Origin of the sequence: Bacillus sanguinis (assembly GCF_018332475.1) — a bacterium.
Classification (GTDB): Bacteria; Bacillota; Bacilli; order Bacillales; family Bacillaceae_G; genus Bacillus_A; species Bacillus_A sanguinis.
Genome location: NZ_BOQB01000083.1, coordinates 1 through 9797 on the forward strand (window position 1 = coordinate 1; position 9797 = coordinate 9797).

The window sequence follows — 9797 nt, forward strand, 5'->3', positions numbered from 1 at the left end:
TCCGTTTCCAACAGGGTTTTTATTAAAATAAAATGGTAAAGGGAGAGATAAATATGAAAAAAATTAAAGGGGCATTTCCAGTATTAATTACACCGATGGATGAGTTTCAAGAAATTAATTGGAACGGTGTAAAACAAAACGTAAACTACTTTATTGAGCAAAAAGTGGCTGGCATTATTATAAACGGAAGCACAGGAGAGTTTGTTAGTTTGTCAAAAGAAGAACGATTGAAAATGGTAGAAACAGTATTAAAGGAAGTTGGTAGCCGTATACCGGTTATTGTTGGAACTGCTGCGGAAACGACGAAAGAGACGATTGAATATACGAAACATGCAGAAGCGCATGGAGCAGATTGTGCATTAATTATTAACTCGTACTATTGTAAACCGAAAGAAGAGGAAATTTATTTTCACTTTAAAGAAATCTCAAACGCTGTAAATATACCAATTATGTTATATAATAACCCGTTTACATCTGGTGTTGATATGAGTACAGAACTTATGCTACGTATTGGAAAAGACTGTGAAAATGTTACACATATTAAAGAATCTAGCGGGGATATTCGAAAAGCGAGAGATTTAGTGAGACAAGGCAAAGGTGCTTTTCAAGTCTTCTGCGGATCTGAAGATTTAGTTATGGAATCTTATTTAGTTGGTGCAACAGGATGGGTTTCAGTAGCAGGAAATATCGTACCGGGACTTGTTACGAAAATGTATGAGCATTTCCAAAATGGTGAATTAGAAAAAGCTTGGGAAATTAACGATGCGATTTTACCTCTTTGCGAGTTTCTTGAAGGATCAGGAAAGTATGTACAGATCGTTAAACGCTCAATGGAATTACACGGGCAGGCTGGGGGACCTTCTCGTTATCCGAGACTCGGATTAACTGAAGAAGAAGATCAAAAACTTCAAACGATTATCTCAAAAATTGCAGCTCATGCAGCTGTTTAAATAAGGAGGAGATCATATATGTTAACGACAAACATTGAGTTAAGACCAAAAGTGAAAGCGTTTTTAAATGAAGAGATTACCATGTTTATTAATGGTGAATTTGTTCCTTCCATTAGCGGAAAGACATTTGAGACATATAATCCAGCAACAGAAGATGTTCTAGCTGTCGTAAGTGAAGCACAAGATGAGGATATCGATGCAGCAGTAAAAGCAGCAAGATTAGCATTTGAATCAGGACCTTGGGCAGAAATGACTACTGCTGAAAGAGCGCATCTTATTTATAAATTAGCAGACTTAATTGAGGAACATGGAGAAGAATTAGCGCAGTTAGAAGCTTTAGATAATGGGAAACCATATCAAGTAGCACTAGATGATGATATTGCGGCGACTGTAGAAAATTATCGATATTATGCTGGATGGGCTACAAAAATTATTGGGCAAACAATTCCGATTTCGAAAGATTACTTAAATTACACACGTCATGAACCTGTTGGCGTTGTAGGGCAAATTATTCCTTGGAATTTTCCGCTCGTTATGTCTTCTTGGAAAATGGGAGCTGCACTAGCAACAGGTTGTACGATCGTATTAAAACCAGCAGAACAAACTCCTTTATCTTTATTATATACAGCGAAGCTCTTTAAAGAGGCTGGTTTTCCAAACGGTGTTGTAAACTTTGTTCCAGGGTTTGGTCCTGAAGCAGGAGCTGCAATTGTAAACCATCATGATATTGATAAGGTAGCCTTCACAGGTTCAACAGTTACAGGAAAATATATTATGCGTCAATCTGCAGAAACAATTAAACATGTAACGTTAGAACTGGGTGGTAAATCACCAAATATCATTTTAGAAGACGCTGATTTAGAAGAAGCGATTAACGGTGCATTCCAAGGTATTATGTATAATCACGGTCAAAATTGTAGTGCTGGATCTCGCGTGTTCGTTCACCGAAAACATTACGAAACAGTCGTAAATGAACTCGTGAAAATGGCGAATAACGTGAAACTTGGAGCAGGTATGGAGAAGGACACGGAAATGGGTCCACTCGTATCTAAAAAGCAACAAGAGCGTGTGCTACATTACATTGAACAAGGAAAAGCTGAAGGCGCTACTGTTGCTGCTGGTGGTGAACGTGCATTTGAAAAAGGTTATTTTGTACAGCCAACAGTATTCACAGATGTTACGGACGATATGACGATAGTTAAGGAAGAAATCTTCGGTCCTGTTGTCGTTGTACTTCCATTTGATTCGACGGAAGAAGTAATTGAAAGAGCAAATCGTTCGTCATATGGACTTGCAGCGGGCGTATGGACACAAAATATTAAAACAGGACATCAAGTTGCCAATAAGTTAAAGGCAGGAACAGTATGGATTAATGATTATAACTTAGAAAATGCAGCGGCACCATTTGGTGGGTTTAAACAATCTGGTATCGGCCGTGAGTTAGGTTCATATGCGCTTGATAATTACACAGAAGTGAAAAGTGTTTGGGTAAATATAAAGTAATAGAGAGATGAAATAATGAGATAGACGGACAACTGGAAGTTTTAATAATAGTTGTCCGTTTTCTTATATATAAAATAGTTTTCTAAAGAATGATAAGGGGGATTTGGATGGAGCAATTAGTAGAGTGGTTAGTAGGACAAGTGTGGAGTATAGGGTTAGTTGTTTTCGCATTAGGGGCAGGTGTGTATTTTACAATTGCAACTCGTTTTCTACAAATTCGTTATTTTAAAGAGATGATTAAACTATTATTTGAAGGGAAGAGTTCGGAGACAGGAATTTCATCCTTTCAAGCATTTTGTTTAGCTTTATCAGGTAGGGTTGGAATAGGTAATATTGCTGGGGTCGCGACAGCTATCGCTTTTGGCGGACCTGGAGCTGTATTTTGGATGTGGGTAATGGCACTTTTGGGAGCGGCGAGTGCATTTGTTGAATCAACATTATCTCAAGTATATAAAAGTAAAGTCGGAAATGAATACCGTGGTGGCACACCATATTTCATTGAAAAAGGTCTGAAAATGAAATGGTTTGCAATCATTGTAGCGGTCGTTGTAACACTTTCATATGGTGTTTTACTACCAGGTATTCAATCTAGTAGTATCGCAGTTGGATTTGAAAACTCTAATGGGATTAGCAAATATATTACTGGTATATTGTTAGTCGTATTATTAGCAGCGATCATTTTTGGCGGCGTAAAGAGAATTGCTGGCGTTTCACAAATGCTTGTTCCATTTATGGCGATTGGTTATGTAATTGTTACATGTATCGTATTAATTGCGAATGTAACGGAAATTCCAAGTATGTTTGCTTTAATTTTCTCTAGTGCTTTTGGTGTAAATGAAATGTTTGGTGGAATCGTCGGTGCAGCAATCGCATGGGGCGTAAAGCGGGCTGTATTTTCAAATGTTGCTGGTGTTGGAGAAGCAACGTATAGCTCCGCTGCTGCTGAAGTATCTCACCCAGCAAAACAAGGGTTAGTTCAAGCGTTTTCCGTTTATATCGATACAATTGTTGTTTGTACAGCGACAGCTCTTATGATATTAATAACAGGTATGTATAATGTTATACCTGAAGGGAAAAGCGCTATTGTAAAGAACATAGGGAATGTTGATGCTGGTCCAATCTATACACAACAAGCAGTTGAAACTGTTATGACAGGATTTGGACCAATATTTATTTCCATTGCTATCTTCTTCTTCGCATTTACAACGTTACTCGCTTACTATTATATCGCTGAAACAACACTTACTTATTTAGACCGTGAGCTTAAACATAGTTGGTTAAAACCAGTTTTGAAAATTGGATTTTTAATTATGGTTTACATCGGTAGTGTAGAATCAGCATCGCTTTTATGGAATCTTGGAGATTTAGGAATCGGTAGTATGGCATGGTTAAACTTAATCGCGATTCTACTATTAAGTAAAATCGCATTAAAAGTGTTAAAAGATTATGAAACGCAGAAAAAAGAAGGGAAAGATCCCGTGTTTGATCCTAAAAATGTGGGAATTGAAGGTTTAACATTTTGGGAAGAAAGAAGTAAAGAAGTTGCAAGAAAAAACTCTAAAGAACAAGCGGTAGTGGATGATAGTCTGAAATTGTAGTTTTAATAAACTGAATATTCATTCTATTTCACAAGGTATATTGCCTTCTTTTCATCACATACTACAGTACGTACAGATAATTTGAATGGAGGTAATAATAAAATGGAACACGAACAACATCATAGTTCAGTAAATGACGTTCTACATCATTATAAAGAAGGAATCGGTAGTTTTACAAATCAAATTCCTGAAATTGCGGAAACATATAATGCATTCACGCAAGCTTGTTTTCAAGAGGGCACTTTAACAAAAAGGGAAAAACAACTTATCGCATTAGGAATTAGTTTAGCAACGCAAGATGAATATTGTACCATTTATCATACAAAAGGTTGTCTGGATCAAGGGTGTTCAGATAAAGAGATTCTGGAAGCGTGTGGTGTATCAGCAGCATTTGCTGGTGGAGCTGCAATGAGTCAAGCGGTAACTTTAGTGCAGGAGTGTTTAACAGAACTGAAAAATCAAAAGCATTGAATAAAAAAACGTTTTAAACTTTATGTTTAAAACGTTTTTTTATGTGAAATTAAATTTTTATTCACTTTAATATTCTATATCTTCATAAATCGAATTCTCTACATCAGGAAGAACTGTGTATATGCTTTTACCGATTAAAGCTTCTAATTCTTTCTTAATTGCATAAAACCCTTTCCAATGTAAGGATGTATGAGACGTTGTACCATGACGTAAACCAACGGAAATCAATCTTCTTTCCAGCGTAGTAAAACCATCCGCGTCAGCAAGAGCATCACAAATAGTAATTACCTTATTGTATAAATCGTAGTTACAATGTTCATTCAATATTTCAACTAACTTGATTCTCATATGGTCAGGAACGAGACTCCACTCTGCTGCGATATCTATATGCTCATTTTTGCATGGGAATGAGTGTGTAACACAAATAACAGCGTTTCCTGTATACCCTAAATCATTCATATGCATATAACCATCATAGGAATGAATGACCGATTTGGTAAAACCTTTGTATCTTCCGATATCATGCAAAAGGGCAGCATTATATGCTATATCAGCATCTAGGTTATATCCTTTTTTAATAAGTTCTAAAATTATGTTTTCAGTTGCCTGAGCAACATTTATTGAATGTTCAAACCAAGGACCGGGGTTTTGTTCATATGCCCATTCGAGTAATTCTTTTGCATATGTTCTATTTAATATATATTTCATATCGCTATCCTTTCCCTCAAAAATCATGTCTTAAAGAATTTCATCTCAGTATATCATTATTCCTTCTTTAAAACTTGGTACAATAAAACAAAAGGGGGATTAATAATGCCAAATTTAGTAATTGAAGAGATTAAGCAAATAAAAGATGAGGTGGAAGAGCTTTCTAAACTTTTGAAAACGGTTGTAGATGATGGGGCGTCAATTGGTTTCTTACCTCCACTTGAACAAAAAGAATCAACAAAATATTGGCAAACTGTTTTAGCGCCAGAAGTGATCTTATATGTCGCTAAGATAAACAATCAATTGGCAGGGAGTATTCAATTACATTTAGTTACAAAACCTAATGGAACTCATAGAGCCGAGATTTGTAAGTTAATGACTCACCCGAGCTTTAGACGTAATGGCATAGGGCGTTTACTTATGCAAAAAGCAGAGGAGCGAGCAAAGCAAGAAAATAGGTCTCTTTTAGTACTGGATACGAGAGAAGGAGACTCTTCCAACAGATTGTATAAATCATTAGACTATCAAGAAGTTGGAAAAATACCAGAGTACGCAATATCTTCAAACGGTAGTTTAGATGCCACAGTTATTTATTATAAATTTTTATAAATGATGATTACAATGCTATCATGCTTAAAATAATAAAGTTCGATTTTTAACACCGTCTATATTTCTCTAGCGGTGTTATTTGAATTTATTTAATGTGCTAATTGAATTTGAGAAAGTTTTTAGAGGGTTCTTTTAGTAATGTTCCTCGACTTATAATGGATGTAGAGAAGATGACTAGGCAACTATAGTTATTTTCGCTTTATTATGGGAAAGGGGATGACAAGATGAAAATGAAAGGTTTACAGAAGGTGAAGAAAGTTATATTAAGTGGTGGGATATTACTTACAGGATTGTTAACTTTCGGCTTTTCAGAAAAAGCTTCCGCTCATGGATACGTAGAATCACCAGCGAGCCGTTCTTATTTATGTAAGCAAGGGGTAAATGTAAATTGTGGTCCGATTCAATATGAGCCGCAAAGTGTAGAAGGAATAGGTGGATTCCCACAATTAGGACCTTCTGATGGACAAATTGCAGGAGCTGGCCATTTCCCTGCTTTAGATGTCCAGACTGTAGATAGGTGGAAGAAAGTTACGTTAAACGGTGGAACAAATACATTCAAGTGGAAACTAACCGCTCCTCATAGTACGAAAGAATGGAAATACTATATTACAAAGAAGGATTGGAATCCAAATATGCCTTTAACAAGGTCTAGTTTAGATTTAGTGCCATTTTATGTGAAAAATGATGGAGGAGCTAGACCTGGAAATTCAGTAACACATGAAGCAAATGTACCAACTGACAGAAATGGGTATCACCTTATTTTAGCTGTGTGGGAGATTGCAGATACTGGGAATGCATTTTATCAAGTTATAGATGTTAACCTTGTAAATAACGGTTTGGCATCGGATTTCGCGTTAAATCATGTAGTTCAAGCACCTAGCTTATTTAAATAAAATATACATTTTGATCATCTAATTCATTTTAGATGATCTTTTTTTACGAAAAACAATGAAAAATATAGAAGAAAGTGCAATTATTTATAAAAAAATCGGCTTTAAATATTGTCATATTTGCTTCTTTAAGATATCCTTTTCATGAAGAGGTGGAAAACATGGAAAAAGTACTAGTTTTCGGGCATAAAAACCCAGATACAGATGCAATTTGTTCTGCAATTGCTTATGCAGAATTGAAAAAAGAATTAGGAATGAATGCTGAGCCTGTACGTTTAGGCGAAATCAGCGGTGAAACTCAATTTGCGTTAGACTATTTTAAAGTAGAAGGACCGCGTTTTGTTGAGACAGTTGCAAGCGAAGTGGACAACGTTATTTTAGTTGATCATAACGAACGTCAACAAAGTGCTAACGATATCGAATCTGTTCGTGTGTTAGAAGTTATTGACCATCACCGTATTGCTAACTTTGAAACAAGCGATCCTATTTACTACCGTTGTGAGCCAGTTGGTTGTACAGCTACAATCTTAAACAAAATGTACAAAGAAAACGGCGTTACAATTCGTAAAGAAGTTGCAGGTTTAATGTTATCTGCAATCATTTCAGATTCTTTACTATTCAAATCTCCAACTTGCACAGAGCAAGACGTAGCAGCAGCTCGTGAATTAGCGGAAATCGCTGGTGTAGATGCTGATAGCTACGGCTTAGAAATGTTAAAAGCTGGTGCTGACTTAAGTGGAAAAACAATGGAGCAATTAATCTCTCTTGACGCTAAAGAATTCCAAATGGGTAATGCGAAAGTTGAAATCGCACAAGTAAACGCTGTTGATACAAACGACGTTCTTGTACACCAAGCGGAACTTGAAAAAGTTATCTCTGCAGTAGTAGATGAAAAAGGTCTAGACCTATTCTTATTCGTTGTAACTGATATCTTAACTAACGATTCTGTCGGTCTTGCGATTGGTAAAGCAGCAAACGTTGTTGAGAAAGCATACAACGTATCTCTAGAAAACAACACTGCTACATTAAAAGGTGTTGTATCTCGTAAAAAACAAATCGTACCAGTATTAACAGAAGCATTCCAAGCTTAATATTATTGAGTATGATTTAACAAAAAGACAAGTAGTCAGATTGGCTACTTGTCTTTTTCTTTCTCTAAAAAACAGAAAATTAGAATTTTAAAAGGAGAGTTGTGTATGTTTAATGATTTGGAGAGTAAATTACAGTCACTTTTAGAGCGAAATATTACTTCTGTTTTAGAATTAGAAAATTGGCTTTTCGAAGAATTGCGTGTAAACGCTGAAATAGAAGAGAAGATAACAAGTAGTTTAATCGCCACGTATAGAGATACAGATAACAGAAATATGCGTGATTTACATATGTATAATCAAAATACAATTCAACCACTTTTAAAAAGATACAATGCAAAGTTTGACCAAAAATTTATAGAGTGTCCGTTTTCTGACTTATTAGACGAGCGAAAATATGGATTTATAAAAAAAGCAAGATTAGTAAAGAGTAAAATGTTTAATGAAAAAAACATTTTACTTTCTATTAAAGAGCAAGAGTGCATTACGAAGTATAGAGAAATAATGTCTAACGTAACAATTAATTGGGAAGGCGAGCAAAAGACGTATGCACACGTTAAAGCAAAGCTAGATAACCCAAATAGAGCTATTCGCGAAAAAGCTTGGTACGCTTTATGTGAAGCAAGGAGTGTAGTGAAACCAGAAGTGGATCGTATTATGAATGAACTTATACAATTGCGGAATGAGATAGCTTTAAATGCAGGGTTTAATAATTATAGTGAATATGCTTTTAAACAAAAAAACAGAGATTACAGTATTGATGATTGCTATAAGCTCCATGAATCTATAGAAAAGTATGTTGTACCAATTTGGAAACAGTTGGGAAGTATTTCTAAAAAGAATCTCGGTGTAAAAACGTATCGTCCTTGGGATCTTTCTCCATGTAATTTACCAAAAGTCCCATTCCAAAATGTGATTGATTTATTAAATGGTGTGGAAGAAATATTTCGAAAGACAGATTTATATTTTTATGAGAAATTTATTCATATAAGGAAAGCTGGATGCATTGACGTAGAAGAACGTGAAAATAAAGCACCAGGAGCTATTTGTTTTACCTTGCCTCATAGTAAAGAGATTTTTGTGTATTCCAATTTTAGTCCTTCATTTTATGCAATTAATGCACTTATACATGAAGTGGGGCATGCATTTCATTTTTATAAACAATTTAAAAACGATAGTAGTATGCAGGAAAGATATCTGCGCGAAGAGGTGGCTGAACTTTATTCCCTCAGTCTTGAGTTATTAGTAATGGATAAGCTGAATGTTTTTTATAAGCAAGAGGATGAATATAAAGAAGTGCAACGCGTACAAATATATCGTGCTTTGTCTTTATTAATGTCGTCAATTGCAGGAGATGTATTCCAGCACTGGATCTATGCGAATCTAAACCATACACCAGAAGAACGTGATAAGAAATACGCCGAACTATGCAAAAGATATCAATATTCAACAGTCGACATTGCAAGATTAGAGGATGAAATCGGTGCAAGTTGGATAGAGTCATTTCACTATGTTCAGTTTCCTTTTTACAAAATTGAATATGCAATTGCACAAATAGGAGCAATGCAATTGTTTCAAATTTACTGGGAAGACCCAGAAAAAGCGATTGCTTTCTTTAAAGAAGGTGCGAGTGCAGATTGGAATTTATCTATACAAGAAATATATGAAAAAACAGGTGTCACGTTTGATTTTTCGGAAGAAAGGATAGAAAGTACTGCAAGTGTTATTTTGGATTTGATCAATGAATTAAAATAAGGATAGCAAATGCTATCCTTATAACTGTTTGTTCGTAGATTTTTTCTTGTTTATATAAAATGTAATAATAACTGTAATGAGAAAAATTGGTATAGCATAAGCTTGCCCAACAAACAATTTCCAGCCAATATGATTATAGCCTTGGGATGATGGAGCAATCATAGCGATTATGCAAACAATAATATAGAGTACTAGTGCAGGGAATATATTTTTCATTTGTTCACC

At 35.3% G+C, this 9797-nt stretch carries 10 protein-coding genes; 8 read left to right on the forward strand and 2 right to left on the reverse strand.

Translation table 11 applies throughout. The features are described 5' to 3' along the window. Nucleotides 1-53: 53 nt before the first annotated feature. The 4 genes from dapA to KI369_RS10945 all read left to right on the forward strand — a co-directional run bounded on the left by dapA (nt 54) and on the right by KI369_RS10945 (nt 4522). Complete coding sequence (gene dapA / locus KI369_RS10930; protein WP_212955967.1) at nt 54-950, forward strand: 4-hydroxy-tetrahydrodipicolinate synthase; 897 nt, start codon at nt 54-56, stop codon at nt 948-950. Nucleotides 951-968: 18 nt separating this feature from the next. Beyond that, a complete protein-coding gene (locus KI369_RS10935) occupies nt 969-2453 on the forward strand; it encodes an aldehyde dehydrogenase family protein (RefSeq protein WP_212955968.1) in 1485 nt (494 codons plus the stop codon). A gap of 107 nt (nt 2454-2560) precedes the next feature. Then, on the forward strand, nt 2561-4051 hold the full coding sequence (locus KI369_RS10940; protein ID WP_212955969.1) for an alanine/glycine:cation symporter family protein: 1491 nt from the start codon (nt 2561-2563) through the stop codon (nt 4049-4051). A gap of 102 nt (nt 4052-4153) precedes the next feature. Further along, entirely contained in the window at nt 4154-4522 is a 369-nt protein-coding gene (locus KI369_RS10945) for a carboxymuconolactone decarboxylase family protein (RefSeq protein WP_000399711.1), read from the forward strand. A 66-nt stretch (nt 4523-4588) separates the two neighbouring features. Here the strand turns inward: KI369_RS10945 and KI369_RS10950 are convergent, their stop codons facing one another. Beyond that, nucleotides 4589-5230 (reverse strand): HD domain-containing protein, encoded by a 642-nt coding sequence (locus tag KI369_RS10950; protein ID WP_212955970.1) that lies wholly within the window; start codon nt 5228-5230, stop codon nt 4589-4591. Nucleotides 5231-5335: 105 nt separating this feature from the next. Between KI369_RS10950 and KI369_RS10955 the strand changes: the two genes are divergently transcribed. From KI369_RS10955 to KI369_RS10970, 4 genes are all read left to right on the forward strand, one after another. Then, nucleotides 5336-5839, forward strand: coding sequence for a GNAT family N-acetyltransferase (locus KI369_RS10955; protein ID WP_212955971.1), 504 nt, complete (start codon nt 5336-5338; stop codon nt 5837-5839). A 224-nt stretch (nt 5840-6063) separates the two neighbouring features. Next, nucleotides 6064-6732, forward strand: coding sequence for a lytic polysaccharide monooxygenase (locus KI369_RS10960; RefSeq protein WP_212955972.1), 669 nt, complete (start codon nt 6064-6066; stop codon nt 6730-6732). Between the two features lie 158 nt (nt 6733-6890). Then, on the forward strand, nt 6891-7820 hold the full coding sequence (ppaC, locus tag KI369_RS10965; protein WP_212955973.1) for a manganese-dependent inorganic pyrophosphatase: 930 nt from the start codon (nt 6891-6893) through the stop codon (nt 7818-7820). Nucleotides 7821-7925: 105 nt separating this feature from the next. Next, complete coding sequence (locus KI369_RS10970; RefSeq protein ID WP_212955974.1) at nt 7926-9572, forward strand: M3 family oligoendopeptidase; 1647 nt, start codon at nt 7926-7928, stop codon at nt 9570-9572. A gap of 18 nt (nt 9573-9590) precedes the next feature. Here KI369_RS10970 and KI369_RS10975 read toward each other — a convergent pair whose 3' ends face one another. Next, nucleotides 9591-9788 (reverse strand): DUF4017 family protein, encoded by a 198-nt coding sequence (locus tag KI369_RS10975; protein WP_212955975.1) that lies wholly within the window; start codon nt 9786-9788, stop codon nt 9591-9593. Nucleotides 9789-9797: the final 9 nt, after the last annotated feature.